We start from the raw sequence: 26,383 nt of genomic DNA on the forward strand, positions 1-26,383 counted from the left end.
TTGGCGCGCAGAGGTGCTTGCCTTGGGGTGTGTGGCGCCTGTGAGATCGAGCGCCGCCGGGGGCTCGATCTCAAGGGGGGGGTGAAGATCTCCAGCCAAGCACCCGCCAGCCCCACCACGCACTGATAACCCCCATTACCCATTCCCAAACAGGCCTATAACCATGACTCAACCCTGGTGGCAAACCCCCTGCCAATCCCAAGACACCGCCGCCATGGACCAGGCTCGCGCCCGTCAGCAGCAGCTCACCAAACCTGCCGGCTCGCTCGGCCAGCTGGAAGGCCTGGCCATCCAGCTGGCTGGCCTGCAGGGCTGTGAACGGCCAACCCTGGAGCGCGTCGCGATCAGCATTTTTGCCGGCGACCACGGCGTGGTCGAAGAGGGCATCTCGGCCTACCCGCAGGCGGTGACCGGGCAGATGCTGCACAACTTCGTCGGCGGTGGTGCGGCGATCAGCGTGCTGGCGCGCCAACTGCAAGCCAGCCTGGAGGTCGTCGACCTGGGTACCATCGACCCGCATCTGGAGCTGCCCGGCGTGCGCCATCTGCGCCTGGGTGCCGGTACTGCCAACTTCGCCCGCCAGCCAGCGATGACCGCGGGCCAACTGCAAGCCGCCTTGCAGGCAGGTCGCGACAGCGCCCTGCGCGCTGCCGAACAAGGTGCGCAGCTGTTCATCGGTGGCGAGATGGGCATTGGCAACACCACGTCCGCTGCAGCCCTGGCCAGCGTGCTGTTGGGGTGCCCAGCCACTGAGCTGAGCGGCCCGGGCACCGGCCTGGACAACGCCGGTGTGCGGCACAAGGCCGAGGTCATCGAGCGCGCGCTGAGCCTGCATAGCCTGCGCGGCGAAGAGCCATTGCAGGCACTGGGCTGTGTCGGGGGGTTCGAGATCGCTGCCTTGGCCGGTGCCTACATTGGTTGCGCGCAGGCCGGTATCGCGGTGCTGGTGGACGGCTTCATCTGCAGCGTCGCCGCGCTGGTGGCAGTGCGCCTCAACCCGCAATGCCGGGCGTGGCTGCTGTTCGCCCATCAAGGTGCAGAGCCTGGGCACAAAGCCTTGCTCGCCGCGCTGCAGGCCGAACCTTTGCTGGCCCTGGGCTTGCGCCTGGGCGAGGGCAGTGGCGCGGCGCTGGCCGTACCACTGTTGCGCCTGGCCTGTGCGTTGCACGGGCAGATGGCGACCTTCGCCGAGGCCGCGGTGGCGGACCGCCCGGCATGATCCTCGACTTGCTGCGCCATGGTGAAACGGAACAGGGCGGCCTGCGTGGCAGCCTCGACGATGCCCTGACCGACAAGGGCTGGGCGCAGATGCGCAGCGCCGTGGCAGGGGCCGGGCCATGGCAGGTGCTGGTCAGCTCGCCGCTACAGCGTTGTGCGCGTTTTGCCGATGAGCTAGGGGCGCGGCTAAACCTGCCAGTGCAACGTGAGGCTGCCCTGCAGGAGCTGCATTTTGGCGATTGGGAAGGCCGCAGCGCGGCGCAGATCATGGAAGACCAGGCGGACGCGCTAGGGCAATTCTGGGCAGACCCTTACGCGTTTACGCCGCCCAACGGCGAGCCGGTCGCGGCGTTTGCCGAGCGTGTGTTGGCTGCTGTCGAGCGCCTGGCTTGTCAGCATGCTGGCAAGCGGGTGCTGCTGGTCACCCATGGTGGCGTGATGCGGCTGTTGCTGGCCCGCGCCCGTGGCTTGCCGAGGGCGCAGTTGTTGCAGGTCGAAGTTGGCCACGCTGCGCTGATGCGGCTGGTGCCGGCGGATGATGGCCAGCTGGTCGAGGTGCGCTGAGATGTTGCCATGGTGGATCGCCGTGCAGTTTCTTAGCAGCCTGCCCGTGCGCCTGCCGGGCATGCCGGCACCGCGTGAGGTGGGGCGTTCGTTGCTGTGCTACCCGCTGGTCGGGTTGCTGTTCGGCCTGTTGCTGTGGCTGGCCAGCTATCTGCTGCAGGGCACGCCGGCGCCGCTGCATGCGGCGTTGTTGCTGACCTTGTGGGTGTTGCTCAGTGGTGCCTTGCACTTGGATGGCCTGGCTGACAGTGCAGACGCCTGGTTGGGCGGTTTTGGCGACCGCGAACGCACCCTGCGGATCATGAAAGACCCGCGCAGCGGGCCGATTGCCGTGGTCACCCTGGTGCTGGTGCTGTTGCTGAAGTTCTGCGCTTTATGGGTACTGGTTGAGCAGGGGATCGGTGCGCAGTTGCTGCTGGCACCGCTGATTGGGCGGGCGGCGATGCTCGGGCTGTTTCTGACTACGCCCTATGTGCGACAGGGTGGTTTGGGGCAGGCGTTGGCCGAGCATCTGCCCCGGCGTGTAGCGGGGTGGGTACTGCTGGGTTGTGCGCTTTTCTGCCTGCTGATGGGCGGATGGATCGTGGCGCTGGCGCTGGCAGTGTTTGCCTGGCTGCGGCAAGTGATGTGCCGACGCCTGGGCGGGACCACCGGCGATACCGCTGGCGCATTGCTGGAGTTGCTGGAATTGGCCGTGGTGCTGGGCTTGGCGTTGGGCCTTTGATCTCCAGGCCGACGCGCCCTGCAGGGGCGGGCGTGCGCGCTAACAAGGTCGAAGCCCGAGCACTCCGCCCAGTATCCTGGCATCCTGAAATTTCTTGCAACAATCATGACGCGGGTATATACACGTATTCATGCTGACCAGTGAATGTATCTGTACCCATCTGCGTCGTGCCGCCCGTGGGGTGAGCCGGCATTACGACGAGGCCCTTGCCGGCTTCGGGGTCAATGTCGCCCAGTTTTCCCTTCTGCGGCATCTGCAGCGGCTCGACCGCCCGAGTATCACGACCTTGGCCGAGGCCATGGGCCTGGAGCGTAGTACCTTGGGCCGCAACCTGCGCGTGCTTGAGGCTGAAGGGCTGGTGGCCTTGGCCGATGGCGACGACCAGCGCAACCGCGTGGTGCTACTGACTGAGGCCGGTAAACAGCTGCTGGGCGCTGCCCATCCGGCTTGGGAACAGGCCCAGGCCGAACTGGTCGAGCGGTTAGGGGTCGGGCAGCGGGATGAATTGGTGCGCTTGCTCAATCAACTGGCTTGAATTGATACGACTATAAGCGGGTATATACCCGTAAAATCCTTGCGATGTGCTGGAGATAACGACAATGACTTCGGTGTGGCGAACCAGCGGGTGGGTATTGGTGGGGGCGGCATTGATCCTGGCGCTGTCCCTGGGCGTGCGGCACGGCTTTGGTCTGTTCCTGGCGCCGATGAGCGCCGACTTTGGCTGGGGGCGTGAAGTGTTCGCTTTCGCCATTGCCTTGCAGAACCTGATTTGGGGGCTGGCGCAACCGTTCGCCGGTGCCTTGGCCGACCGCTTGGGCGCGGCGCGGGTGGTGATCATTGGCGGCATTCTCTACGCCGTCGGGTTGATGCTGATGGGCACGGCCGATTCGGCTTGGTCGCTGTCGCTGAGTGCCGGCTTGCTGATCGGCATCGGCCTGTCCGGAACCTCTTTCTCGGTCATCCTCGGCGTGGTCGGGCGTGCCGTGCCGGCGCACAAGCGCAGCATGGCCATGGGTATCGCCAGTGCTGCCGGCTCGTTTGGCCAGTTCGCGATGTTGCCGGGCACCCTCGGGCTTATCCAGTGGCTGGGTTGGTCCGCAGCGTTGCTGGTACTGGGCTTGATGGTGGCACTGATCGTGCCCTTCGTCGGCTTGCTGCGCGACCGCCCGCTGCCCAGCCATGGCACGGAACAGACCCTCGGCCAGGCCCTGCACGAAGCGTGCTCGCACTCCGGCTTCTGGTTGCTGGCACTGGGCTTCTTCGTTTGTGGTTTTCAGGTAGTATTCATTGGCGTGCACCTGCCGGCCTACCTGGTTGACCAGCACCTGGCCGCGACCACCGGTACCACGGTGCTGGCGCTGGTCGGGCTGTTCAATATCGTCGGCACCTTCACTGCCGGCTGGCTGGGCGGGCGCATGTCCAAGCCGCGCCTGCTGACCGGGCTGTACCTGCTGCGCGCGGTGGTGATCGTGCTGTTCCTGTGGGCGCCGGTAACGGAATACAGCGCTTACCTGTTCGGCATCGCCATGGGCCTGCTGTGGTTGTCCACGGTGCCGCTGACCAATGGCACGGTGGCTACGCTGTTCGGTGTGCGCAACTTGTCGATGCTTGGCGGTATCGTCTTCCTCTTCCACCAGCTGGGCGCGTTCCTGGGTGGCTGGTTGGGTGGGGTGGTGTATGACCGCACCGGCAGTTACGACCTGGTCTGGCAGATTTCCATCCTGCTTAGCCTGTTGGCCGCCGCCCTCAACTGGCCGGTGCGCGAACGCCCGGTCGCGCGCCTGCAGGCCCAGGCCGCATGAACCGCTACCTGGCCCGCGGGCTGCTGGCCATCACCGCCTTGCTGCTGCTGGCGCTGGTGTGGTGGGGCTGGCACAAAGGCGGCATGGCGTTGATGCAGCTGGGCATGAGTGTTTGTTAGGCGCTACCCTGCAAGCTCAAGGATAGTTTTGCGGGAGAAACGAACCATGCGTGGACAGTGGTTGACGGTGCCGGTGCTGGCCCTGCTTGCCAGCGCCTCGAGCTGGGCCGCCGATTGCCCGGCGTTATTGCAGGGCAGCCTACCCGAGTTGCGCGGCAAGGGGCAGGTCGACCTGTGCCAACGCTTTGCCGGCAAGCCGCTGGTGGTGGTGAACACGGCCAGCTATTGCGGTTTCGCGCCACAGTTCGAGGGGCTGGAGGCGACGTACAAGGAGTATCACGAACAGGGCCTGGAAATGCTTGGCGTGCCGTCCAATGACTTCAAGCAGGAAGATGCTGACAGCGAGAAAACGGCCAAGGTTTGTTATGCCAACTACGGCGTCACCTTCACCATGACCAAGACACAGGCGGTGCGGGGCAAGGATGCGATTCCGCTGTTTGCTGGGCTGGCCAGCCAGAGCAGTGCGCCGAAGTGGAATTTCTACAAGTACGTGGTTGATCGCAAGGGCAAGGTGATCGGCAACTTCTCCAGCCTGACCAAGCCGGATGATCCGGCGTTCCGGGCAGCCATCGAAAAGGCTATAGCCTCACAGCAGTGATGTAGCCGCTCTTGCTCTTGCTTCGGCTTTTGCTTCTAAGCGCGCGATAGTTCAGGCGCCGCCGATTGCGACTTCAGGAGGCCGAGCGACGGGCTTGCGGAGGGGGAGGGCGGGCATGGATGCCCGAAAAGCGGGATAGTGCGGGTTTTTCTATAGCGCATAGTCCATTGGCGATGGCGACGCTGACTCACCTTTTCGCCCTTACGGCGAGTCACTTTTTGTCAAACGCGACAAAAAGTAACCAAAAAACGCTGCGCTCCCATCATCCGGCCCCTACGCTGCGCTCCGGGGTCCCCTCTCTCCGGCCTTGCTCCCGGGAGGACCGCGCTGCAGGCCCCATCCTGGGGCCCAGCGCTTGACGGGCATCCATGCCCGTCACCTCCCTCCGCAAGACCTGCGTTCGGCCTCCTGAAGTCGCGAAGATCAAGATCAAGATCAAGATCAAGATCAAGATCAAGATCAAGATCAAGATCAAGATCAAGATCAAGATCAAGATCAAGATCAAGATCAAGATCAAGATCAAGATCAAGATCAAGAGCGGGTACTGTGCTCGGGGGGGCGGGCTTGCGTCACTTTGCATGCACCGTAATCGCCACCAATCGCACCACCATCGGCCTCACCATCAACACACAAACGAACGCCACTGGCATCGCCAATTGGTAAGCCTTCAGCACATTGTTCAGGTACTCCGGGTTAACCCCAGCATTCGCCGCGGTAATCACGAAGCACATCAACAGCGCCATGATCGACGACATGTAGAAGGCAAAGACGTAGGGCGTGGCGCCCGGGTGCAATTTGCGTCGGCTGCGCGCCTGGGACAGGTTGCTCATGCGAACTCCTGAAAGGTCAGTGGAGGCGCAGGTTAGCAAGGCGCCGGACGGCAGCTGTAGACCAGCGGTAATGAGTTCTTTATAAAGAGATTCTTACGATTCGAAGAGCTCAGCATGGACCTGCTCAACGCCATCCGCAGTTTCATCAAGGTAGTCGAAGCCGGCAGCATCGCCGCTGGCGCCCGTAACCTGGGCCTGAGCCCGGCGGCGGTGAGCCAGAACCTGGCCCGTCTGGAGGGCCACTTGCAGGCGCGCCTGCTCAGCCGCACCACTCGCAGCATGGCGCTGACGCCTGCCGGCGCCCAGTATTATCAACGCGTAAGGCACATCGAGCGTGACCTCGCCCTGGCCGAGCAGGCCGTCTCAACCCCCGACACTGAGCCTCAGGGGCGGCTGTGCATTGCCTCTACCTCTGCCTTTGGTCGCCACGTCCTGGCACCGTTGATCCCCGCATTCAGTGCCCGCTACCCACTGCTTTCGATAGAGTTGGTAACGACTGATCGGCGCGTCAACCATGCGCGGGAAGATGTCGATGTGAGCCTGCGCATCTCCCCCCAACTGGAAGACCAACTGCTGGCCAGGCACATCGCTCGTATCCCCTTCATTTGCTGCGCCTCGCCCGGTTACCTGCAAAAAGCCGGGGTGCCGGCCACGCCCGAGACCTTGCGCGATCACCGCTGCCTGGTGTTCCGCTACCCGGTGGAGGGGCGCTTCCTGCGTTGGGGGTTCGTGCGTGACGGGCTGCGTTTCGAGGCCGAGTTCGGCAGCGTATTGATCAGCGATGACATCGATGCCTTGACCCAGATGGCAGTGCACGATGGCGGTATTACCCGCTTGGCCGAGTTCATCGTGCAACCGCACCTGGCCTCCGGCGCGCTGGTACCGCTGTTCGAATACAGCGACAGTGGCCAGGCCTACGCCCAGACCGAACCCATGGATATCTACGTGTGCGTGGCTGACCGCTTCGCCATGACCGCCAAGGTGCGTGTGTTCATGGACTACCTGCACGGATGCCTGGGCGACAGGTGGCAGGTGCGGGCATGAAAAAACCGCCACGAGGGCGGTTTTTCAGGTAACGCGTACCAATCAGAAACGGTAGGTGAGGGATGCACCGATACCGTGGGCGCTGTTCTCGTACTTGGCCTGGTAGGTGCCTTTCAACAGCCCTTGTGTCTGCGAGCTCGGCAAATTGTTGACCTTGGTGTCCTCTTCCCACAGGTAGGAGTAGGCAACATCGATGGTCATGTCATCGTTGGGGCTCCAGCCAGCACCAAAGCTGACCGCCTTGCGATCGCCGGTAGGAATGCGCGGCGAGCGGTCGTGGTTGTTGGTGGGCGACTGGTCGACGGAGAAGCCTGCACGCAGGGTCCACTCTTTGTTCACCTTGTAGGCTGCACCAATGGCGTGTGCCCAGGTGTCATGCCAGTTCTGCTCTTCGGTGATTGTTTGCAGTGGGTAGCCCGCTGGTGCGTCGTTTTTGACAACGATGCTTTCCAGGCGGCTCCAGCGCGTCCAGGTGCTACCCGCATACAGTGTCCAGTTGTCATCCAATTCATGGGTGACCGAGAAGTCCACGGACTCTGGCGTCTTGATTTTCAGGCTGGCGTCGAACTTGCCGCTTAGGCCAAGCTGAGGAATCGGGTAGGAAACACGGGTATCGCCTTCCAGTTCGTAATCGACCATCGAGTGATAGGTCAGGCCCACACGGGTACGGTCTGTGGCTTGCACCAGTACGCCGATGTTGTAGCCAATCGCGGTGTCGTCGCCCTTGATCTTGGTTTCACCATCAGGGCCATTGGGCCCCAGCAGGGCCTTGCTGCTCAGGTTCGAGCCGAGTTCACCCTTGATGCGGTTGATGGTCGGGCCAAAACCGATCGACACCTTGTCGTTGAAGGCATAGCTGATGGTTGGTTGGAAGGTGACAACCTCGACCTTGCTCTTCTTGCCCCAGTAGCGTGCCGCGTCATCGCTACCGTAGTCGGTAATCAGGCCGTAAGGCACGTAAACGCCGAAACCTACGCTCCAGTGATCATCGATAGGTTTGACGTAATAGCCCATGGGTACGCCCACCACCGGCACCATGTCGCCATCGGTTTCCCCCCCGAAGTTGCTACCGCGCCCCGAAATATCAGACTTGGCAATGACGGCAGCGCCGCCCACGGTGACCTGTTCACGCTTCAGGCGCGACATGCCGGCAGGGTTGCCATACACCGTGCTGGCATCTTCGGCAGAAGACGAACGCCCCGCAAAACCGGTACCCATGCTGCTGATGCTTTGTTCGTTCAGCGCGAAACCGGCGGCGAGCAATTGGCTTGAAGCAAGTGCAACGGCAATGCCGAGGGAGGTTTTGAGCATTACTTTTTTCATTATTAGAAAACTCCTTGGGATCTCCGGGGCGAAAAGCTACCAACAAATTACGCGCCGCGCTATAGCCTCGATCGCAGGAGATAGAGCGGTTTTGTAGGACAATCCGACCAAAATTCCATTTTTTCCGAGTATTTTGTAGGACGCTTCCTAAGATGCCTGAGGCAACCTCTGATCTATGCAGGTATGCCAGGCGTGGGTGAAGTCGCGCAGGCGACCTTGAGGGTTGAAAATCTGGCGCCAGATCCGCGCCAGGGCCAGCAGATCGTCGGGGGCAGGCAAGGGCGTGGATTGCTCTTCGACGAGCATCCAGGCAATGGCGGTGGAGTAGCGCAGGTTTACGGTGAGTTCCAGGTGCGGGCCGCCAAGGAAGGCGTGCTGGCTGGCGAGGCCGCGGACTAGGCTGGCTAGATCGGGGTCACGGGCCAGAAAGTCGTCCCAAAGAGCCTGGTGACGGTGCGCGCCGATGCGGTACAGGCCATGCCCTCGCCGGTCGTGCAAGGCCGAGCCCAAGGCTGACTGACTGGCGGCGATGCCCAGCAACAAAGCTTCGGCGCTGGCGCAGTGACGGTTCAGGTAGACCAAGGTTGGTCGGATCACATACTGACACAATTCATTCGCCGCGATACCCATGATGCCCTCGAGCAGTAAAGGGCCGGACGGGCGCTGGAGCTTGGCAGCTGGTGAATGTTCAGGCCCGCCGGAAGCGGTAAGTACCGCTCGAGTTGAAGTGTAGTGTGATAACCGTGGCGTAAAAGGCTGTTTTTAAATCGATTGCTGCCTGACGTACCGGGCTATATGCCCTAAGGCAATTACGCCAGGAACGTTCAGGCAGGCTCGCGATGGGATGATTCAGCGCTTGAATACCGGAGTATTCGCCGTTCACGCAACGAGCGACTGGCGGGTCCGGGCAATGACTGCCTGCAGCGGTTCGTTGCGGCTGTACTGTTCAGGGTACAGGCGCTCGGTGTGGCAGGCGACGCCGTGTTCGTCTACCAGGGTGAAGCTGAAGCTGCCCTTGCGGGGAGCAACGATAAGGCACTTCAACGGCGAGAAGGCTTGGGAGAGGGTGCCAATGGCAGCCTGAATCTGATGATGAGTTTGCATATTGTTGGAGGTTCCTGCTTTAAACACGGGGGTTATGATCCGTGCATGATAGAAACGTTCCAGTGACGCCATTATTAAGGGACGAAACGAACCTGACTGGAACAAAGCAGCCAGAGGGAGCGCAATCAAAGGTGGGCGCTTGGGCTGACTGGTAGGTACTTAGGAAGGCAGGCAGCACGCCGGGGCCAAGGTTCTAGGCCGTCGGGGTGGGATCCTGATCAATCTTTTACATGATTCGTGCTTGAACAGCGCGGGGCTGGCGAGTGAATCATTGAGTGGGCCGGTCCTGGTTTCAGCAGGTCGCTCATGGGGAGCAGGTCTGCAAGGACGCTTGAGGCCAGAATTGACTTTCAGCTTGGTACTAACGAGGGCCACCTTACCGAAAGTGAACACACTTGGCAAGTATTTTGCGTCGAGGCAGGTGAGCCGAGCAGTATGGCGCGTATTTGCCCTGCTGGGAAGAGGGGGAAAAGGCCGGTATTCGGCCTGTTGTCCTCATTTTGTGCATCCAAATGAAGGCTCACGGCGCACTTGTACACATTCGGTGCAGCCCCTGTAGCAGTGCTGCAACACCGCCCAATTGCCTCGCCAATGCCTTGACTGCACGGTTAAGTCAATGAAAAAAAACACTATTTTTTGCTGGTGAAAAAATCGTCAGTTTGACTGTAAGCCCCAATTCATAAGGGTTTGCGGGCCGTGCGAGGGGGTTGTCCACCGAGTTATCCACAGGAACTGTGGATTGTCCCAAGCGCTTGCTCTAGGACGGGCGTGCCAGCAATACAGCGAACTGTCCGACAATCGACATGCTCCAACAGACCGGTTGGTCATCCACTCGAAAACGTCAAGAAAAGATCATTGGATTTTTTTTCAATTGGCCAAAAATCGCCACGTCACAGCGGTAAAAAACGGGTAGAGTGGCGCGCCTTTCGAGTTGCCAAACCTGTTGCTCATGAAGTTTCGCGGTAAACCCCTCGCCAGCCCTACGGCATTGATGTCTGTGCCTCCCCCAAAACGGTTTTCGCTCAAAGTAGCCTTGTGGTTGCTCGACAACCCGCGCCTGGGCGACAAGCCACAGGTCAAGCACCTGGCCGGGCGCCTGCTGAAGCAGCCTGCGCGCCAGGGCGTGGTGGTGGCGCAAAGCCGCTTGGGGCAGATGCTGTGCCGCGATTGTGGCAATGCCCGCGACCGGCGCATCGGCCATGAACTGCTACGCCAGGCCGCCCGCGCGGGTGACCGACGTGCGCAGCTGGAATATGCCCGGCTGTGCCAGCACAACGAACCGGAGCAGGCGCGGTATTGGCTGGAGCTGGCGGCGGGGCAGGGCTCGCAGGAGGCACGACGGCTGCTGCGGCAGTGGTTTCCTGCCTGAGGTGTATTGCCTGCACCGGCCTCTTCGCGGGCAAACCCGCTCAAATCCATGTAGGCGCGGGCTTGCCCGCGAACAGGCCGGAACAGGCAGCACAGCGCTTAGGCTGATAAGCTGCGCAGCAATCATCCAGAATCTTTCGGGGTAAGCATGACAGTGGATCTGGCCAGCATTCTGCTGGGCTTGGTGGCAGGTGCTTTACCCTGCCTGGGGTGGGTCATGCAACTACAGCGCCGCCAGGGCGCACGGCAAGGCGCGCAGGCCTTGCTCGAAGAGCGCCTCAACGCCGCCCTGCTGGCCCAGGCCGGTCTGCAGGCGCAACTGGAAGCCAGCCGCGACGAGGTCAGCGACCTCAGCGAGGCCAACACCGTCAAACAGGCCCAGCTGGCCGCCCAGGGCCGTGAGTTGGAACTGCTGCAGATCGACCGTGACAACGCCCGTGATGCCGCCCACGCCTGGAGCCTCGAGCGTGCCAACCGGGAAGCCGAGCTGCGTCGCCTGGAGGCCCAGGCCGCACGCCTGGAAGCAGAATTGCGCGAGCAGCAGGAAAGCCACCAGCAGCGCCTGGAAGACCTGCAGGAAGCCCGCGACACCCTGCGTGCCCAGTTCGCCGACATGGCCACCAAGATCTTCGACGAGCGCGAGCAGCGCTTCGCCCAGACCAGCCAGCAGCACCTCGGCCAATTGCTCGACCCGCTCAAGGAGCGCATCCAGTCCTTCGAAAAGCGCGTGGAAGAAAGCTACCAGCAGGAAGCCCGCGAACGCTTCTCGCTGGGCAAGGAGCTGGAACGCCTGCAGCAGCTCAACCTGCGCCTGTCCGACGAAGCCACCAACCTGACCCAGGCCCTGAAGGGCCAGAAAACCCAGGGCAACTGGGGCGAGCTGATTCTCGAGCGGGTGCTGGAGCATGCTGGCCTGGAAAAAGGCCGCGAATACCAGACCCAAGTAAGCCTGAAGAGCGCCGATGGCGAGCGTTTCCAGCCCGATGTACTGATCATGCTGCCCGGCGACAAGCAGGTGGTGGTAGATGCCAAGGTCAGCCTCACGGCGTACCAGCAATTTGTCGCCGGCAATGACGAGGCCGCGCTCAAGCAGCACGTACAGTCGCTGCGCAACCACGTCAAAGGCCTGTCGAGCAAGGACTACAACCGCCTCGAAGGCCTGCACAGCCTGGATTTCGTGCTGCTGTTCGTGCCTATCGAGGCGGCCTTCTCGGCAGCCCTGCAGGCTGAGCCGAACTTGTTCCAGGAAGCCTTCGACCGCCAGATCGTGATCGTCAGCCCAACCACCTTGCTTGCCACCCTGCGGGTGATCGACAGCCTGTGGAAGCAGGAGCGCCAAGGCCAGAACGCCCGAGAGATCGCCGAGCGCGCCGGCTGGCTATACGACAAGTTCGTGCTGTTCATCCAGGACCTGGACGAGCTAGGCAACCGCCTGCAACAGGTGGACAAGGCCTATGCTGCAGCGCGCAACAAACTGTGCGAAGGGCGCGGCAACCTGGTGAGCCGCAGCGAACAGTTGAAGCTGCTGGGTGCCCGCGCCAGCAAGAGCCTGCCGGCAGACCTGCTGGAGCGGGCGCTGTCCGACGAGGCGTTGCCAGACGCAGCCGTTACTGAACCAGGCTCAGATGGCGATTGAGCAGGGCGCGCAAGGCTGCCGGCTTGACTGGCTTGGCCAGGTAGTCCAGGCCCGACGCATGCACCATGGCAATGGTTTCCTTGCTGCCGTCGGCGCTGATCACCACACCCGGTACCGGCTCGCCCAGGCGCGTACGTAACCAGCCCATCAGCCCGGTGCCGGTCTCGCCATCGTCCAGATGGTAGTCCACCAGTGCCAGGTGCGGGCGGATGCCCTTGGTCAGCAGGGCTTCGCATTCGGCTTGGTTGCGCGCGGTCCATACCTGGCAACCCCAGCGGCTGAGCAGGCTGTTCATGCCAATCAGGATGCTGTCTTCGTTGTCCACACACAGCACTTGCAGCCCGGCCAGTGGCTGGCCGCCCTGTTCCACTGGGGCGCTGGGCGCTGGGGCGGCGTGCCGGGCAATCGGCACGCTGACACGAAACACCGTGCCCTTGCCCGGCCATGAGCGTACTTCCAACGTGTGCCCCAGCACCCGGCACAGGCCGTCGGCGATCGCCAGGCCCAGGCCCAGGCCTTTTTCGGCGCGGGTTTGGTGGCTGTCCAGGCGCTTGAACTCCTGGAAAATCACTTGCAGCTTGTCGTCGGCGATGCCTGGGCCACGGTCCCACACCTCCAACCACAGGCGCTCGCCCTGGCGACGCGCGCCCAGCAGGATCGGGCTCTTGCCATAGCGCAAGGCGTTGGTCAGGAAGTTCTGCAGCACCCGGCGCAGCAGCTTCATGTCGCTGTCCACCCGCAGGCGGCTGCCACGCAGGCGGAATTCCAGGCCCTTCTCAGCGGCCAGCACCTTGAACTCGGCGCCCAGGGTGTCGAACAGTTCGTTTAGGGCAAAAGGTTTGGCGTCGGGGGTGATCTTGCCGTTTTCCAGGCGCGAGATGTCCAGCAGGTCGCTGATCAGCTCTTCGGCCGAGCGCAGCGAGCTGTCCATGTGCTGCACCAACTGCTGGGCCTCTTCGTTCATGCCTTCGGCCTGCTGCGACAGGGCTGCGGAGAACAGCCGCGCGGCGTTCAGCGGCTGCATCAGGTCATGGCTGACTGCGGCCAGGAAACGGGTTTTCGACTGGCTCACGGCTTCGGCGTGGCTCTTGGCTTCGGACAGCGCCTGGTTCAGTTGCGACAGCTCATGCGTACGTTCTGCCACCCGCTGCTCAAGGCCCTCGTTAGCGTCGCGCAGGGCCTGTTCGGCCTCGCGGAACGGGGTGATGTCGGTGAAGCTCATGACGAAGCCGCCGCCCGGCATCGGGTTGCCGATCAGTTCGATCACCCGGCCATTGGGGAACAGCCGCTCGGAGGAGTGCGCACGGCCCTGGCGCATCCAGTGCAGGCGCCGCGCCACATGCACCTGCGCCTCGCCTGGGCCGCACAGGCCGCGTTCGGCGTTGTAGCGGATAATGTCGGCAATCGGCCGGCCGACACTGATCAGCCCGTCGGGGTAGTTGAACAGCTCCAGGTAGCGGCGGTTCCAGGCTACCAAGTGCAGGTTCTGGTCGACCACGCTGATGCCCTGGTTGATGTTCTCGATGGCCCCTTGCAGTAACGCGCGGTTGAACTGCAGCACCTCGCTGGCTTCGTCGGCAATGCGCACCACGTCTTCCAGCTGCATGTCGCGGCCTTCGATGGCAGCTTTGACCACGGCGCGGGTCGACGAGGTGCCCAGTACACCGGCCAACAGGCGTTCGGTATGTTCGATCCAGTCACCGTCGGCGTTCTGGTTGGGGTTGAAGCCCTTGCCCTGGCGGTAGGCGAAGCGGATGAAGCTTTGCCGGGCACGTTCCTCACCGACAAAGCGCGAGGCCAGGGTCAGCAAGTCATCGATCTGCACTGCCAGCAGCGGCTTGCTGCTAGGGCGGGCGCTGGTCTGCTGGCCGATGAAGCGGCCGGCTTGCCAGTGCTCGGAAACCCGCGTGCGCGACAGCACCGAGACCCAGGCAAACAGGGTGAAGTTACCCGCCAGCGACAGCACCACGCCTTGGGTCAGCGGGCTGATCGGCAGGTTCAGCGGGTTGCCGTGCAGCCACGCCAGCCCCGGGAACAGCTGCAGCGACCAGCCCACGCTGTGCGCGGCAATCGGCAGCACCAGGGTGTAGAACCACAGGAAAATACCGGCGGCCAGGCCGGCGAACACGCCGCGGCGGTTGGCCTGCTTCCAGTACAGCGCACCGAGCATGGCCGGGGTGAGCTGGGTCACGGCGGCGAAGGCGACCTGGCCGATGGTCGCCAGGCTGGCGGTGGAGCCCAGCAGGCGGTAGCTGACATAGGCCAGCAGCAGGATCACCACGATGGTTACCCGGCGTACCGAGAGCATCCAGTGGCGGAACGCTTCGAACGGCCGCTCGGCATTGTTACGGCGCAGCAGCCAAGGCAGCAGCATGTCGTTGGACACCATGGTCGACAGCGCCACCGCTTCGACAATGACCATGCCTGTGGCCGCCGAGGCACCGCCAATGAACGCCAGCAGGGCCAGGCTCGGGTGCGCCTCGGCCAGCGGCAGGCTGATGACGAACGAGTCGGAAATCACCGTGCCCGGCAGCAGCATCTGCCCGGCCAGGGCAATTGGCACCACGAACAGCGCGGCCAGCGCCAGGTACATCGGGAACACCCAGCGCGCCAGGCGCATGTCCTGCGGTTCGATGTTCTCCACCACGGTGACGTGGAACTGCCGTGGCAGGCAGATGATTGCCATCATCGCCACGGCGGTTTGCACCACCATTGACGGCCAGTTGATGGTCTCTTGCCAATAGTCCTGCAAGTGGATCGACTGGCGTGCCTGGCTGAACAGGTCGTCGAAACCGTCGTACAGGTTGAAGACGACGAAGATGCCCACGGCAAGGAAGGCCAGCAGCTTGATCAGCGATTCGAAGGCAATCGCCAGGACCATGCCGCGGTGGTGTTCGGTTACGTCCAGGCTGCGGGTGCCGAAGACGATGGCGAACAGTGCCAGCACCAGTGACACCACTAGCGCGGTGTCCTGCACGCGGGTGCCGGTGGCATCAGCGTTGGCGCCGATCAGCAGGTTGACGCCCAGCACGATGCCCTTCAATTGCAGAGCGATGTACGGCAGTACGCCGACCAGGCAGATCAGCGCCACCACCACCGCCAGGGTTTGCGACTTGCCGTAGCGCGCGGCGATGAAGTCGGCAATCGAGGTAATGTTCTGCTGTTTGCTGATCAGCACCATCTTCTGCAGCACCCAAGGCGCGAAGATCAGCAGCAGCACCGGGCCCAGGTAGATCGGCAGGAAGGCCCAAAGCTGTTCGGCGGCCTGGCCGACCGCGCCGAAAAAGGTCCAGCTGGTGCAGTACACGGCCAGCGACAGGCTGTACACCCAGGCACGCAGCTTCGGCGGCAACGGCGTGCTGCGGCGGTCGCCATAGAAGGCGATGGCGAACATGATGGCCATATAGGCCAGGGCGACCACGGCGATCAGCCCGCTGGACAACGACATGAAAACTCCGAAGCAAAAAAGATAACGCGGTCCCGATCAATCAGTCTGGCACGCAGGTGCCGCTTCGTCAGCGCAGACGATGGTCGCAGTGGCAGGTGGTCGCAGGTCCGACCTGGGATATCAAAGCCCTGAGGGTAGCGATATCCCTTGTAGGAGCGGGTTTGCCCGCGAAGAGGCCGCTACTGCCAACCTCAACGCTTGCAGGTGCCCAGCCAGTAGAACACCCCCGCCAGTATCACCGACAACACCAGCAGGTAGAAGATCGCCCCCGGCCACAGATGCACCAGGGCAAACCCCACCATCACCGGCCCCAACGCCGCCCCCAGGTTGCACAGGTTCTGCGCGCCGTAATACACCCCACGCAAGTGCTCCGGTGCGATCAGGTCGATGAACATGTATTCGGCCGGTATCACGATGATTTCACCCAGGGTGAACACCAGCATCGCCAGGCACCACGCCAGCACCGAGCCGGCCAGGGCAAAGCCCAGCAACCCGGCGATGAACAGGCCCATTCCGGCCAGCAGCCAAGGCATCAGGCGCTGGCGGCTGATACGTCGGCCGATCAGGTACTGCAAAGCAATCACCGTCAGCGCGTTGGTCGTGACCAGGTAGCCGACCAGGCGCGCCGCCTCCGCCGGGCTGCGGGTCACCACCAGGTACTGTGACAGGTAGGCAGTGAATTGGCCGAACACCACCGCGCTCAGCACCCCACCCAGGGTGAAGCATACCAGCCGCCGGTCACCGGCCAGCCCCAGCGCCACCTGGCCAAAGCCGGCCGCAGGCTTGTCTGGCGGGCTGGCCTGCAGGCTGCGGTCGCCAAGGCGCCAGTAGGCCAGGCACATGCCCAGGCCGAGCAGGGCGGAGGCGATGAACGGCATCCCGTCGTTCAGCTCCAGCATGGCCACGCCCAGCAACGGCCCGGCGGCGTAGCCGACGTTGCTGAGGGTGTACTTGATGGCGAACACCTCGGCCCGTTCCTCCACTGGCAGCAAGGCGCAAAAGCCCGCCTTGGCCGCGATGTCCACCACGGCCAGGGCCAGGTTGATCAGCACCAAGCACAGGAAAAACAGCAGTACCGAACGGCTGGCGACGGCGCCAAGGAAAGCCAGGGCAAACAGCAGGGTACTGGCGCTGACCAGCATGTGGCTGCGCAAAGTGTCCACCAAGTGGCCGCCATACAGGCTCAGCAGCGAGGCGACGATCAGCGCGCCGCCGATCAACAGGCCGATTTGGCTGATCGGCAGCTGGAAGTTGTCGGCCAGGTACACCACCAGGTAGGGCAGCGTGAGGGCGCGGGCGACGGTTAAGGTGAAGGTGGTGAGCAGCAGCAGGCGAACGGTGTGCGGGTAGTGTCTTATTGCGGCGAACATTGCCACGTCCTTGTTCCAAGTTGCCAGGCACTAGCATAAGCCACACACCGCGCGTTGTAGCGGCTATATAGCCAGCGCTTGCCAGTCAGCGCATTTCCCATGCAGATTTGTGGCTTGTCGCGCCCGGCGCGCCTCCAATTGAAAAAGCCCCAGGACCAAGGACGATGAGTCACTCCTCGCAATTTACCTTGCTCGGCAAACGGCGTTTCCTGCCGTTTTTCATTACCCAGTCACTGGGTGCCTTCAATGACAACCTGTTCAAGCAGTCGCTGATCCTGGCGATACTGTTCAAACTCAGCCTGGGCGACGGTGACCGGTCGATCTGGGTCAACCTGTGTGCCTTGCTGTTCATTCTGCCGTTCTTCCTGTTCTCGGCGCTGGGCGGTCAGTTTGGCGAAAAGTTTGCCAAGGACGCGCTGATCCGCGCGATCAAGCTGGCCGAAATCGCGATCATGGCGGTCGGTGCACTCGGTTTCATCACCAACCACCTGGCGCTGATGCTGGTGGCGCTGTTCGGCATGGGTACCCATTCGGCGTTGTTTGGCCCGGTGAAGTATTCGATCCTGCCGCAGGCCCTGCGCGAGGAGGAGTTGGTTGGCGGCAACGGGCTGGTGGAAACCGGCACCTTCCTGGCGATCCTCGCCGGCACCATCGGCGCCGGGGTGATGATGTCGTCCGCCAGCTATGCCACGGTGGTGGCCGCTGGTGTGGTCGGCACTGCGCTGCTCGGCTACCTGGCCAGCCGCTGGATCCCGCGGGCCGCGGCCGCCTCACCGCACATGGCGCTCGACTGGAACATTTTCAGGCAGTCGTGGGCGATCTTGCGCATGGGCCTGGGGCAGCCGCCCGCGGTGTCGCGTTCGATCGTTGGCAACTCGTGGTTCTGGTTCGTCGGTGCCATTTACCTGACGCAGATCCCGGCGTACGCCAAGGACTGGCTGCACGGTGACGGCACGGTAGTCACCCTGGTGCTGACCCTGTTTTCGGTGGGCATCGCCCTGGGCTCGCTGCTGTGCGAGCGGCTGAGCGGGCGCAAGGTGGAAATTGGCCTGGTGCCGTTCGGTTCGTTCGGCCTGACCCTGTTCGGCCTGTTGTGGTGGTGGCATTCCGGCGATGTGCCGGTTGCGCCGGCGCCGCACGACTGGCTGGCGCTGCTGGGCATGAGCGAGGCCTGGTGGATTCTGCTGTCGATCGTCGGCCTAGGCGTGTTCGGTGGCTTCTATATCGTGCCGTTGTATGCACTGATCCAGGCCCGCACCGCCGCAGACCAGCGTGCCCGGGTGATCGCTGCCAACAACATCCTCAATGCCTTGTTCATGGTGGTGTCGGCGGTGCTCACCATCATCCTGCTCGGCCTGGCCGAGCTGAGCATCCCGCAGCTGTTCTTGGTGGTGTCGCTGCTCAATATCGCGGTCAACGCCTATATCTTCAGGATCGTGCCCGAGTTCACCATGCGCTTCCTGATCTGGCTGCTCAGCCATTCGATGTACCGCGTGCAGCACCGTGACCTCGAGCGCATCCCTGACGAAGGCGCGGCGTTGTTGGTATGCAACCATGTATCGTTCGTCGACGCGCTGCTGCTCGGTGGGGCCATCCGCCGGCCTATCCGCTTTGTCATGTACTACAAGATCTACAACTTACCGGTGCTCAACTTTGTGTTCCGCACCGCAGGCGCTATCCCGATTGCCGGGCGTAACGAAGACCCAGCAACCTACGAACGCGCTTTCGCGCGCATTGCCCAATACCTGGCCGATGGCGAACTGGTGTGTATCTTTCCGGAGGGCAAGCTGACCGGGGACGGCGAGATCGATGTGTTCAAAGGCGGCGTCAACCGCATACTCGAAGAAACCCCGGTGCCGGTGATTCCGTTGGCCTTGCAGGGGCTGTGGGGCAGCTTCTTCAGCCGTGACCCGGCCAAGGGCTTTTTCAAGCGGCTGTGGTCGCGGGTAACCATCGTGGCAGGCGCTGCCATTCCGGTGGAGGCAGCGCAGCCAGAAACGTTGCGTGAGCAAGTCAGCCGTTTACGCGGCAACCTGCGCTAGGCGAGGGTATAGCTGGCGCTGACGTTCAGGCCGACGGCCCAGCCGACCTCGAACAGGCCGGAAGGGCCGGTGCTGCCTGAACGTAGTTCCCAGGCCGGCACCGGCATTTCATGCCAATCAGACCCCTTGCGGAATCTCCTCGCCACCCAGCGCTTCGAACAGCACCGGCAGGAACTCGGTAAAGGTCATCATCATCAGCAGGAAGCTGGCATCGAACTGCTGCGCAGCTTCATCACCACCATCCTGCTCGGCCTGCTCTTGCAGCAGCTCTTCGAACTTCAGGCGCTTGATCACCATTTTGTCGTCCAGAATGAACGACAGCTTGTCCTGCCAGGCCAAGGCCAGCTGGGTGACCACCTTGCCGGTGCTCAGGTGCAGCTGGATTTCCTCGCCGGTCAGGTCTTGGCGCTTGCAGCGCACGATGCCGCCGTCTTCGGCGGTGTCGCGCAGTTCGCATTCGTCCAGCACATAGAAGCCTTCGGCCGCCTGCTGCGACTTGACCCAATCGGTCATGGTGGCCACCGGGGCGATTTTTACCGTGGCCGGGCGCACGGGCAGCGAGCCCATCACTTCACGCAGGGTCGACAGCAGGTCTTCGGCGCGCTTGGCGCTGGCCGAGTTGACCAGGATCACACCCAGGCGCGGGGCGATGGCAGCGAAGATCATCGAGCGGCGGATGAACGCGCGCGGCAAGAAGGCCTGGATGATCTCGTCCTTGATCTGGTCGCGTTCCTTCTTATAGACCTTGCGCATTTGCTCGGTCTCGATCTCTTCGACCTTTTCCTTGACCGCGTCGTTGACCACGCTGCTAGGCAGGATGCGTTCTTCCTTGCGTGCGGCAATCAGCAGGAACTCGCCGCTGACATGCACCAGGGGAGCGTCTTCGCCTTTGCCGAACGGCGCGACGAAACCATAGGTGGTCAGCTCCTGGCTGGCGCAGGGGCGGGCCGGCTTGCTGGCCAGGGCCGCTTCCAGCGCTTCAGGCTCGAACGGGACTTCCTGGGTCAGGCGGTAGGTCAGCAGGTTCTTGAACCACATGAGGGGCAATCTCTCCTTAATGCATAAGGCGGGCATTATTCTCCGAGCAGTGCTCCGAGGCCAACCCTGTCAGAGGGCCAGTAGCGGGTTGTCGATGAAGAAAACGCCCGGCAACGCTAGGTCTTTGAAAGGCCTGAGGTTTTTTTTGAAGAAAGTAAAAAAAGTGCTTGCCAGGGGGAGGGGGCGTCCGTAGAATGCGCGCCACACCGAGACGAAGGGTGATTAGCTCAGCCGGGAGAGCATCTGCCTTACAAGCAGAGGGTCGGCGGTTCGATCCCGTCATCACCCACCACTCGATGTATAGCGCAGCGGTAGTTCAGTCGGTTAGAATACCGGCCTGTCACGCCGGGGGTCGCGGGTTCGAGTCCCGTCCGCTGCGCCATATTCCACTTCCAGGGCCCACTGAACACCCGGAAGTAACAAAGAAAGCGACCCTAAGGTCGCTTTTTTTTCGCCTGTTTTTTGGTGTTTCATCAAAGTTTGCAAAAATTTCGATAAGTGCTTGCCAGAGCGCCAAGTCGCCCGTAGAATGCGCGCCACACCGAGAGACATGGGTGATTAGCTCAGCCGGGAGAGCATCTGCCTTACAAGCAGAGGGTCGGCGGTTCGATCCCGTCATCACCCACCACTCGATGTATAGCGCAGCGGTAGTTCAGTCGGTTAGAATACCGGCCTGTCACGCCGGGGGTCGCGGGTTCGAGTCCCGTCCGCTGCGCCATATTCCACTTCCAGGGCCCACTGAACACCCGGAAGTAACAAAAAAAGCGACCTTAGGGTCGCTTTTTTTGTTTCTGCCTCCTGCGCAATGTCAGCGGCGAAGCTCCTCTGCCCGCAACGTCAGCACTTCAAACCCATCCTCGGTCACCGCCACCGTATGCTCCCACTGCGCTGACAAACTGTGGTCGCGGGTAATTACCGTCCAGCCATCCTTCAACTCGCGCGTGCCACGCCCGCCCTGGTTGATCATCGGCTCGATGGTAAACACCATCCCCGGCTTCAGCTTCATACCGATGCCACGCGCGCCAACATGCAGCACCTCTGGCGCCTCATGCATCTGCTGGCCAATGCCATGCCCGCAATACTCACGCACCACGCTGTAACCAGCGGCCTCAGCGTGGGCCTGGACGGCATGGCCGATATCGCCCAGCGTTGCCCCAGGGCGTACCTGCTCGATGCCTTTCCATAGCGCGTCATAAGCAGTGTCGACCAAGCGTTGGGCTTCAGCGCTGATTTTGCCGATGCTGTACATCTTCGACGAGTCAGCAATGTAGCCGCCCTGTTCCAAGGTGATGTCGACGTTAACGATGGAGCCTTCCTTCAGCACTTCATCGACCTTGGGCATGCCGTGGCACACCACGTGGTCGACCGAGGTGTTGAGCGAATAGGGGAAACCGTACTGGCCCTTGCTCGCTGGGCGGGCCTTGAGCGTGCCGACGATGAACGCCTCGGCGCGGTCGTTGATTTGCAGGGTGGTCACGCCGGGGCGGATGAAACTGTCGAGGTCGGCGAACACCTGGGCCAGAAGTTGGCCGGCACGGCGCATCACGGCGAGTTGGGCAGGGGTTTTGAGGATCACTTGGGGCATGAGGGGATGGCAATGGCTCAGGCTGGAATATGCCCCAGCATAGCGCCCGGGTGCCTTGATTTGCCACCGTATGGTGCGTTGCCTGTGCCGGCCCGTTCGCGGGCCAGCCCGCTCCCTTAGGTACATCACCGCCGTCAGGCCTTGTCATATCCCTGTGGGAGCGGGTTTACCCGCGAAGAGGCCGGCACAGCTGGCCCATAAATTGCTGTTTCACCCCCATTCAGGGCTATCAACGTCGACAGCCCGCACAACTTCACGACAAAGGCGCCGTGTTGCCCGCTTGCCAAGCAAGCCGGGCAGCCGGCGCCTTTTTGCGTTTCCCACAGGAGCCCGCCCCATGGCCAACAGCGAAGTACGCAGCGTTTGCCCCTATTGCGGCGTCGGCTGCGGCATCGTCATGAGCGTCGCCGATGGCAAGGTCGGCAAGATCAGCGGCGACAAGCAGCACCCCAGCAACTTTGGCCGCCTGTGCACCAAAGGCCTCACCGCGCACCTGCCGCTGGCTGCCGCCGGGCGCATGGAAGATGCCTATGTGCGCCAGCAGCGCAGCCAGCAGCCGGCGCGCACCGCTATCGACCAGGCCATCGCCGATGCCGCCGCCCGCCTGCGCGGCATCATCGACCAGCACGGCCCCGACGCCGTGGCGCTGTATGTGTCCGGGCAAATGTCGCTGGAGGCCCAGTACTTGGCCAACAAGCTGGCCAAGGGCTTTATCCGTACCCGCCACATCGAGTCCAACTCGCGCCTGTGCATGGCCAGCGCCGGCAGTGGCTACAAGCTGTCGCTTGGCGCCGACGGCCCACCCGGCAGCTACCAGGACTTCGAGCACGCCGAGGTGTTCCTGGTGATCGGCGCTAACATGGCCGACTGCCACCCAATCCTGTTCCTGCGCCTGCTCGACCGGGTCAAGGCTGGCGCCAAGCTCATCGTCGTCGACCCACGGCGCAGCGCCACCGCCGACAAGGCCGACCTGTTCTTGCAGGTGCGCCCTGGTAGCGACCTGGCCTTGCTCAACGGCTTGCTGCACTTGCTGCAGCGCAACGGCCACACCCACCCCGGTTTCATTGCCCGCCACACCGAAGGCTGGGACGAGTTGCCGGCATTTCTTGATGACTACACCCCGGCACGCGTGGCCGCTATCACCGGGCTGGCCGAGGCCGACATCCTCAAGGCCGCTGAGTGGATCGGCACTGCCAGCAACTGGATGAGCTGCTGGACCATGGGCCTGAACCAGAGCATCCACGGCACCTGGCACACTAACGCCATCTGCAACCTGCACCTGGCCACCGGCGCCATTTGCCGTCCCGGCAGCGGGCCTTTCTCGCTGACCGGCCAGCCCAACGCCATGGGCGGCCGCGAGATGGGCTACATGGGCCCGGGCCTGCCCGGCCAGCGCTCGGCGCTGGTGGCAGAGGATCGCGCCTTCGTCGAGGGGCAGTGGCGCTTGCCGCCGGGCAGCCTGCGTAGCGAAGGCGGCGAGGGCACCATTGCGCTGTTCGAGCAGATGAAGGCTGGCGAGGTGAAAGCCTGCTGGGTCATTTGTAGCAACCCGGTAGCCAGCGTCGCTAACCGCCAGCAAGTGATCGACGGCCTGCGCCAGGCCGAGCTGGTAATTACCCAGGATGCCTTCCTCGACAGCGAAACCAACCGCTACGCCGATATCCTCCTGCCGGCTGCGCTGTGGGCCGAAGGCGAGGGTGTGATGATCAACAGCGAGCGCAACCTGACCCTGATGCCCCGCGCCGTCGAACCGCCAGGGCAGAGCCTGCCGGACTGGCAGATCATTGCCCGGGTCGCCTGCGCCATGGGTTACGCCGACGCCTTCGACTACCCTGATGCCGAAGCGGTGTATGAGGAAATCCGCCGCTTCCACAACCCGGCAACCGGCTACGACCTGCGGGGCATTGGCTATGCCGAACTGCGTGAGCAACCACGCCAGTGGCCCTGCGCGCCAGGCCGCGACACCCCACGCAGCCCGGTTCGCTACCTCAACGATGGCAACAGCCAGGCGCTGCGGCAAGACGCCCAGGGTGGCTGCCCGGCGCTGGCCTTTCCCACCGCCAGCGGCAAGGCGCGCTTCTTCGCCCGGCCCTGGTTGCCCGCGCCGGAGTTGCCGAATGACGACTACCCCATTGTGCTCAATACCGGCCGCGTGCAGCACCAGTGGCACACCCTGACCAAGACCGGCAAGGTGCCGGCGCTGAACAAACTGGCGCCCGGCCCCTTCGTCGAAATTCATCCTGAAGACGCTGCGCGGCTGGGCATTGCCGAAAAGGACCAGGTAGCCATTCGCTCGCGCCGTGGCCAAGCCGTGCTGCCCGCGCGCATCAGTGACCGCGTGCTGCCGGGCAACTGCTTCGCCCCGTTCCATTGGGGCGACCTGTTTGGCGCGCAACTGGCGATCAACGCCGTCACCTGCGATGCGGTTGACCCGCTATCGCTGCAGCCGGCCTTCAAACACTGCGCGGTGGCCTTGCAACGGGTTGCCGGCGAACGTATCGACGCCCTTGAACTGGGCGCCACCGCCCCCCTGCCGGAGCCAGCCCGCATGCCCACCGCCACCCTGTCCCGTCTGCTTGGCCTGGATACCCTGCCAGCGCCGGTACTGGCCGAGCAGGAACGCCAGTACTTGCAAGGTTTCCTGCTCGGCCTGGAGCAGGCCCGTGCCGCTGGCGTGCCCAGCTTGCCGGCCAGTGCGCCGTTGGCTGCCAACTGCCGGTTGTTCGTTGATGGCTTGCTGGCCGGGCTGTTCGCCCAGCCGGCGCTGCTCGCCGATACCGCGGTGGCGGCGCCACGGCACCAGGTGCTGTGGGCCTCGCAAACCGGCAACGGCGAACTGCTTGCCGAGCGCTGTGCCGAGCGCTTGCGCGATGCCGGCCTGGACGTGCAGCTCAATTGCATGCAAGCGCTCAGCCCGCGTCAGTTGCAGGGCGCCGCCAGTGTCCTGCTGATCACCAGCACCTTTGGCGATGGCGACGCGCCCGACAGCGCTGCCGGGTTCTGGCACGCCTTGCAGGGCGAGGAGGGTAGCCACTGTGCCGAACTGCCCTATGCCGTGCTAGCCCTGGGCGACTCCAGTTACGAGCAGTTCTGTGGCTTTGGCCGTAAGCTCGATCAGCGCCTGGCCGAGCTGGGCGGGCGACGCCTGTTGCCGCGGGTGGACTGCGAACCGGACTTCGACGAAGCCTTCGCCGCCTGGCTCGACGCGCTGCTGCCCACCCTGGGCAGTGCCGCGGCGTCGCCGCCGGTCAGCGCACCGGCTGCGGTGGCGCCCTACAACAAGCAGCAACCCTGGGCCGCCACCTTGCTGGAGAACCGCCTGCTTAACGGCCCGGGTGCCAGCAAAGAAACCCGGCAGCTGGTGTTTGACCTGAGCGGCAGTGGTTTCACCTATGCCGCTGGTGATGCCTTGGGCGTGTGGCCGCGCAACTGCCCGGCGCTGGTCGACGAACTGCTGGCGCTGATGCAGCTCGATGGCCAAGCACCGGTCGAGCTGAAAGGCCAGCCAGCCATGCCGCTGGCTGAAGCTCTGCAAGCGCACTTGGAAATCGCCAAGGTCACCGCGCAGCAACTGCAGGCCTTCGCCGCCAACGCCCCAGACCTGCAGCGCCTGCTGCTACCTGAGTGCAAGGCCGAGTTGCACGACTGGCTGTGGGGCCGGCAGCTGGTCGATGTGCTGCGCGCCTTCCCTCAGCAGCTGTCTCTGGCCCGTTGGCTGGAGCTGCTGAAACCGTTGCAGCCGCGCCTGTACTCAATCAGTTCCAGCCCGCTGGCGCACCCGCAGCAGGTGCACTTGACCGTGTCCACGGTGCGCTATGGCGCGCGTAAAGGCGTGTGTTCAAGCTTCCTCGCCGACCGCGCGCAAGCGCTTAAGGTGGCGATTTTCCCGCAGGTGTCGAAGCACTTCCGCCTACCCGAGGACGACAGCGTGCCGCTGATCATGGTCGGCCCCGGCACCGGCATTGCGCCGTTCCGTGCCTTCCTCGAAGAACGTGAGGCACGGGCGGCGAAAGGCAGCAACTGGCTGTTCTTTGGCGAGCAATACGCGGCCAGCGACTTCTATTACCAAGAGCAACTGCAGGCCTGGCAGGCAGCAGGGCACTTGCGCCTGGACACCGCGTTTTCGCGCGACCAGGCCGAGAAGGTCTATGTGCAGCAACGCATGCTCGAGCAGGGGGCACAACTGTGGCAGTGGCTGCAGGCGGGGGCGTACGTCTATGTGTGTGGCGATGCGCAGCGCATGGCCAAGGATGTGGATGCGGCGTTGCGGGCGATCGTGGCCGAGCATGGCGGCATGGATGCAGCGGCGGCTGCGGCCTATGTCGAAGCGCTGGGCAGGGCCAAGCGGTATCGGCGGGATGTGTACTGAATGCACCGCGATGGGGTGTTGTGCACTGTGAATGTGCATGGCCTGTGCCGGCTTCTTCGCGGGCAAGCCCGCTCCTACCAGTGCATGACGCTGCGCAGACCGTTGTAGGAGCGGGCTTGCCCGCGAAGAGGGCAGTACAGGCAACCCAGTTGGCACAGTCCCTGCTTTATCCCAGCAACAACAAAGCCCACTGATCAACGG

20 protein-coding genes and 4 tRNA genes are annotated in these 26,383 nt (G+C 63.2%); 16 read left to right on the plus strand and 8 right to left on the minus strand.

Annotated elements, in window-relative coordinates:
* The first annotated feature begins 163 nt into the window (after positions 1 to 163).
* The 7 genes from cobT to DV532_RS06175 all read left to right on the plus strand — a co-directional run bounded on the left by cobT (position 164) and on the right by DV532_RS06175 (position 5,025).
* On the plus strand, positions 164 to 1,219 hold the full coding sequence (cobT, locus tag DV532_RS06150; RefSeq protein ID WP_056797544.1) for a nicotinate-nucleotide--dimethylbenzimidazole phosphoribosyltransferase: 1,056 nt from the start codon (positions 164 to 166) through the stop codon (positions 1,217 to 1,219).
* A complete protein-coding gene (locus DV532_RS06155) occupies positions 1,216 to 1,782 on the plus strand; it encodes a histidine phosphatase family protein (RefSeq protein ID WP_056797542.1) in 567 nt (188 codons plus the stop codon). The genes cobT and DV532_RS06155 overlap by 4 nt, the downstream gene beginning before the upstream one ends.
* Position 1,783: 1 nt before the next feature.
* Entirely contained in the window at positions 1,784 to 2,506 is a 723-nt protein-coding gene (locus DV532_RS06160; RefSeq protein WP_056797540.1) for an adenosylcobinamide-GDP ribazoletransferase, read from the plus strand.
* Between the two features lie 130 nt (positions 2,507 to 2,636).
* Positions 2,637 to 3,041, plus strand: coding sequence for a MarR family winged helix-turn-helix transcriptional regulator (locus DV532_RS06165; protein WP_056797538.1), 405 nt, complete (start codon positions 2,637 to 2,639; stop codon positions 3,039 to 3,041).
* A 64-nt stretch (positions 3,042 to 3,105) separates the two neighbouring features.
* Positions 3,106 to 4,308, plus strand: a complete 1,203-nt coding sequence (locus DV532_RS06170; RefSeq protein ID WP_056797535.1) for an MFS transporter — start codon at positions 3,106 to 3,108, stop codon at positions 4,306 to 4,308.
* Positions 4,305 to 4,427, plus strand: a complete 123-nt coding sequence (locus tag DV532_RS30845; protein ID WP_256659077.1) for a hypothetical protein — start codon at positions 4,305 to 4,307, stop codon at positions 4,425 to 4,427. The genes DV532_RS06170 and DV532_RS30845 overlap by 4 nt, the downstream gene beginning before the upstream one ends.
* Before the next feature lie 46 nt (positions 4,428 to 4,473).
* Positions 4,474 to 5,025 (plus strand): glutathione peroxidase, encoded by a 552-nt coding sequence (locus DV532_RS06175; RefSeq protein WP_056797532.1) that lies wholly within the window; start codon positions 4,474 to 4,476, stop codon positions 5,023 to 5,025.
* A gap of 569 nt (positions 5,026 to 5,594) precedes the next feature.
* Here DV532_RS06175 and DV532_RS06180 read toward each other — a convergent pair.
* Positions 5,595 to 5,855, minus strand: coding sequence for a DUF2798 domain-containing protein (locus DV532_RS06180; protein WP_056807548.1), 261 nt, complete (start codon positions 5,853 to 5,855; stop codon positions 5,595 to 5,597).
* Between the two features lie 114 nt (positions 5,856 to 5,969).
* On the opposite strand from DV532_RS06180, the gene DV532_RS06185 reads away from it, so the two are divergent.
* A complete protein-coding gene (locus DV532_RS06185; protein WP_056807546.1) occupies positions 5,970 to 6,899 on the plus strand; it encodes a LysR family transcriptional regulator in 930 nt (309 codons plus the stop codon).
* Positions 6,900 to 6,941: 42 nt separating this feature from the next.
* Here the strand turns inward: DV532_RS06185 and DV532_RS06190 are convergent, their stop codons facing one another.
* The 3 genes from DV532_RS06190 to DV532_RS06200 form a co-directional block, all read right to left on the minus strand.
* Entirely contained in the window at positions 6,942 to 8,222 is a 1,281-nt protein-coding gene (locus tag DV532_RS06190; RefSeq protein ID WP_056807543.1) for an OmpP1/FadL family transporter, read from the minus strand.
* 147 nt (positions 8,223 to 8,369) lie between these two features.
* Positions 8,370 to 8,852 (minus strand): hypothetical protein, encoded by a 483-nt coding sequence (locus DV532_RS06195; protein WP_056807541.1) that lies wholly within the window; start codon positions 8,850 to 8,852, stop codon positions 8,370 to 8,372.
* Positions 8,853 to 9,101: 249 nt separating this feature from the next.
* Positions 9,102 to 9,326: a hypothetical protein gene (locus DV532_RS06200; RefSeq protein ID WP_056807539.1), complete on the minus strand. Its 225-nt coding sequence runs from the start codon at positions 9,324 to 9,326 to the stop codon at positions 9,102 to 9,104.
* Positions 9,327 to 10,275: 949 nt separating this feature from the next.
* On the opposite strand from DV532_RS06200, the gene DV532_RS06205 reads away from it, so the two are divergent.
* Positions 10,276 to 10,695, plus strand: a complete 420-nt coding sequence (locus DV532_RS06205) for a tetratricopeptide repeat protein (RefSeq protein ID WP_056807536.1) — start codon at positions 10,276 to 10,278, stop codon at positions 10,693 to 10,695.
* Between the two features lie 261 nt (positions 10,696 to 10,956).
* The gene (rmuC, locus tag DV532_RS06210; RefSeq protein ID WP_162241151.1) at positions 10,957 to 12,330 is read left to right on the plus strand and encodes a DNA recombination protein RmuC; all 1,374 of its coding nucleotides are present in this window, start codon (positions 10,957 to 10,959) and stop codon (positions 12,328 to 12,330) included.
* Here the strand turns inward: rmuC and DV532_RS06215 are convergent.
* The gene (locus tag DV532_RS06215; RefSeq protein ID WP_056807530.1) at positions 12,302 to 15,778 is read right to left on the minus strand and encodes a hybrid sensor histidine kinase/response regulator; all 3,477 of its coding nucleotides are present in this window, start codon (positions 15,776 to 15,778) and stop codon (positions 12,302 to 12,304) included. The two genes, rmuC and DV532_RS06215, sit on opposite strands and share 29 nt — an antisense overlap.
* 191 nt (positions 15,779 to 15,969) lie before the next feature.
* Positions 15,970 to 17,148, minus strand: a complete 1,179-nt coding sequence (locus DV532_RS06220; RefSeq protein ID WP_056807528.1) for an MFS transporter — start codon at positions 17,146 to 17,148, stop codon at positions 15,970 to 15,972.
* A gap of 164 nt (positions 17,149 to 17,312) precedes the next feature.
* On the opposite strand from DV532_RS06220, the gene DV532_RS06225 reads away from it, so the two are divergent.
* Entirely contained in the window at positions 17,313 to 19,190 is a 1,878-nt protein-coding gene (locus tag DV532_RS06225) for an MFS transporter (RefSeq protein WP_056807525.1), read from the plus strand.
* Positions 19,191 to 19,307: 117 nt separating this feature from the next.
* On the opposite strand, the gene rdgC is transcribed toward DV532_RS06225, so the two are convergent.
* Positions 19,308 to 20,228 carry a recombination-associated protein RdgC gene (gene rdgC, locus DV532_RS06230; RefSeq protein ID WP_056807523.1) on the minus strand — a complete coding sequence of 307 codons (921 nt, stop codon included), beginning with the start codon at positions 20,226 to 20,228 and terminating at the stop codon, positions 19,308 to 19,310.
* 216 nt (positions 20,229 to 20,444) lie between these two features.
* Here rdgC and DV532_RS06235 point away from each other — a divergent pair.
* From DV532_RS06235 to DV532_RS06250, 4 genes are all read left to right on the plus strand, one after another.
* Positions 20,445 to 20,520, plus strand: a tRNA-Val gene (locus tag DV532_RS06235).
* A 13-nt stretch (positions 20,521 to 20,533) separates the two neighbouring features.
* Positions 20,534 to 20,610, plus strand: a tRNA-Asp gene (locus DV532_RS06240).
* Between the two features lie 170 nt (positions 20,611 to 20,780).
* Positions 20,781 to 20,856: transfer RNA gene (locus DV532_RS06245), tRNA-Val, on the plus strand.
* Positions 20,857 to 20,869: 13 nt separating this feature from the next.
* Positions 20,870 to 20,946, plus strand: a tRNA-Asp gene (locus DV532_RS06250).
* Between the two features lie 90 nt (positions 20,947 to 21,036).
* Here DV532_RS06250 and map read toward each other — a convergent pair.
* Positions 21,037 to 21,813, minus strand: coding sequence for a type I methionyl aminopeptidase (gene map / locus DV532_RS06255; protein WP_056807518.1), 777 nt, complete (start codon positions 21,811 to 21,813; stop codon positions 21,037 to 21,039).
* A gap of 337 nt (positions 21,814 to 22,150) precedes the next feature.
* Here map and DV532_RS06260 point away from each other — a divergent pair, with 337 nt between their 5' ends.
* Positions 22,151 to 26,182 (plus strand): bifunctional nitrate reductase/sulfite reductase flavoprotein subunit alpha, encoded by a 4,032-nt coding sequence (locus DV532_RS06260; RefSeq protein ID WP_056807515.1) that lies wholly within the window; start codon positions 22,151 to 22,153, stop codon positions 26,180 to 26,182.
* The last annotated feature ends 201 nt before the right edge of the window (positions 26,183 to 26,383 follow it).

This window comes from Pseudomonas sp. Leaf58 (assembly GCF_003627215.1).
In the GTDB taxonomy this organism is placed as follows: Bacteria; Pseudomonadota; Gammaproteobacteria; order Pseudomonadales; family Pseudomonadaceae; genus Aquipseudomonas.

Coding starts and splice junctions, on each gene's coding strand:
- DV532_RS06160 (WP_056797540.1), top strand. CDS start 1,784: ATGTTGCCATGGTGGATCGCCGTGCAGTTTCTTAGCAGCCTGCCCGTG.
- cobT (WP_056797544.1), top strand. CDS start 164: ATGACTCAACCCTGGTGGCAAACCCCCTGCCAATCCCAAGACACCGCC.
- DV532_RS06155 (WP_056797542.1), top strand. CDS start 1,216: ATGATCCTCGACTTGCTGCGCCATGGTGAAACGGAACAGGGCGGCCTG.
- DV532_RS06165 (WP_056797538.1), top strand. CDS start 2,637: ATGCTGACCAGTGAATGTATCTGTACCCATCTGCGTCGTGCCGCCCGT.
- DV532_RS06195 (WP_056807541.1), bottom strand. CDS start 8,852: ATGGGTATCGCGGCGAATGAATTGTGTCAGTATGTGATCCGACCAACC.
- DV532_RS06215 (WP_056807530.1), bottom strand. CDS start 15,778: ATGTCGTTGTCCAGCGGGCTGATCGCCGTGGTCGCCCTGGCCTATATG.
- DV532_RS06200 (WP_056807539.1), bottom strand. CDS start 9,326: ATGCAAACTCATCATCAGATTCAGGCTGCCATTGGCACCCTCTCCCAA.
- map (WP_056807518.1), bottom strand. CDS start 21,813: ATGCCCCAAGTGATCCTCAAAACCCCTGCCCAACTCGCCGTGATGCGC.
- DV532_RS06205 (WP_056807536.1), top strand. CDS start 10,276: ATGAAGTTTCGCGGTAAACCCCTCGCCAGCCCTACGGCATTGATGTCT.
- DV532_RS06190 (WP_056807543.1), bottom strand. CDS start 8,222: ATGAAAAAAGTAATGCTCAAAACCTCCCTCGGCATTGCCGTTGCACTT.
- DV532_RS06260 (WP_056807515.1), top strand. CDS start 22,151: ATGGCCAACAGCGAAGTACGCAGCGTTTGCCCCTATTGCGGCGTCGGC.
- rdgC (WP_056807523.1), bottom strand. CDS start 20,228: ATGTGGTTCAAGAACCTGCTGACCTACCGCCTGACCCAGGAAGTCCCG.
- DV532_RS06225 (WP_056807525.1), top strand. CDS start 17,313: ATGAGTCACTCCTCGCAATTTACCTTGCTCGGCAAACGGCGTTTCCTG.
- DV532_RS30845 (WP_256659077.1), top strand. CDS start 4,305: ATGAACCGCTACCTGGCCCGCGGGCTGCTGGCCATCACCGCCTTGCTG.
- DV532_RS06220 (WP_056807528.1), bottom strand. CDS start 17,148: ATGTTCGCCGCAATAAGACACTACCCGCACACCGTTCGCCTGCTGCTG.
- DV532_RS06185 (WP_056807546.1), top strand. CDS start 5,970: ATGGACCTGCTCAACGCCATCCGCAGTTTCATCAAGGTAGTCGAAGCC.
- DV532_RS06170 (WP_056797535.1), top strand. CDS start 3,106: ATGACTTCGGTGTGGCGAACCAGCGGGTGGGTATTGGTGGGGGCGGCA.
- DV532_RS06180 (WP_056807548.1), bottom strand. CDS start 5,855: ATGAGCAACCTGTCCCAGGCGCGCAGCCGACGCAAATTGCACCCGGGC.
- DV532_RS06175 (WP_056797532.1), top strand. CDS start 4,474: ATGCGTGGACAGTGGTTGACGGTGCCGGTGCTGGCCCTGCTTGCCAGC.